This is a genomic window from Bartonella sp. AC62GZZY (genome assembly GCF_042196525.1).
Lineage (GTDB): Bacteria > Pseudomonadota > Alphaproteobacteria > Rhizobiales > Rhizobiaceae > Bartonella.
In genome coordinates this window covers 1-592 of the sequence record NZ_JBHIQN010000088.1, presented here as the reverse complement: position 1 = coordinate 592, position 592 = coordinate 1, and the positions used below count along the sequence as shown (strand labels likewise).

The following is a 592-nucleotide window of genomic DNA, read 5'->3' as shown; positions in this document are numbered from 1 at the left end:
TTTTAACAGACCGTGAAAGTGCAAAATTGCTTCATATGAGTGTCTCAACTTTCCGCCGTCATGTTACCAATGGCTCTCTCCCAAAACCTTTAAAATTTGGTTTTTTATCCCGTTGGTTACAATCGGATCTTTTGAATGTCATCGAGCAAGCAAAACAGCAACGTTATAACGACGCGGCATAAAAAAACCTTGTCACGTAAGGACGGACAAGGCTTTCTCAAGCTCATCAACCTGGAGCTTTATTTGGTGTAAATTCAAAGCTTTCTCTGCTGAAGCAAGACCTAAGGTTTGCATTCAAGTTGTTCTGAATGCTTTTTACAATAAGGGCTATTTAAGCGTCTCTCAACACTTCGCTGAGGCATGACAGCACCAGGACGACATATGGGAAGATTATCCGATTTATGATTTTCACACCAATCTTGTATTGTAAAGCTAGGACGAAAACCTGATTGCGCCATACACATTTCAATACTGGCAAATTGATTCAAATCTAGCGCCACAACCTTATTAAGGTCCGGTACTCCACATTCTAAAAGTATTTTATTTCTCCATAATGCTGGAGAAAGTGAGGGAATTGAGTTAACACATCCAG

2 protein-coding genes are annotated in these 592 nt (G+C 40.0%); one reads left to right on the top strand and one right to left on the bottom strand.

Annotated elements, in window-relative coordinates:
• On the top strand, positions 1–182 hold a 182-nt coding region (locus ACFIML_RS09315; protein WP_375688052.1), incomplete at its 5' end, for a helix-turn-helix transcriptional regulator.
• A 99-nt stretch (positions 183–281) separates the two neighbouring features.
• Here ACFIML_RS09315 and ACFIML_RS09310 read toward each other — a convergent pair.
• Positions 282–592 (bottom strand): hypothetical protein (locus tag ACFIML_RS09310; RefSeq protein ID WP_375688050.1); only part of this gene is annotated, 311 nt, incomplete at its 5' end.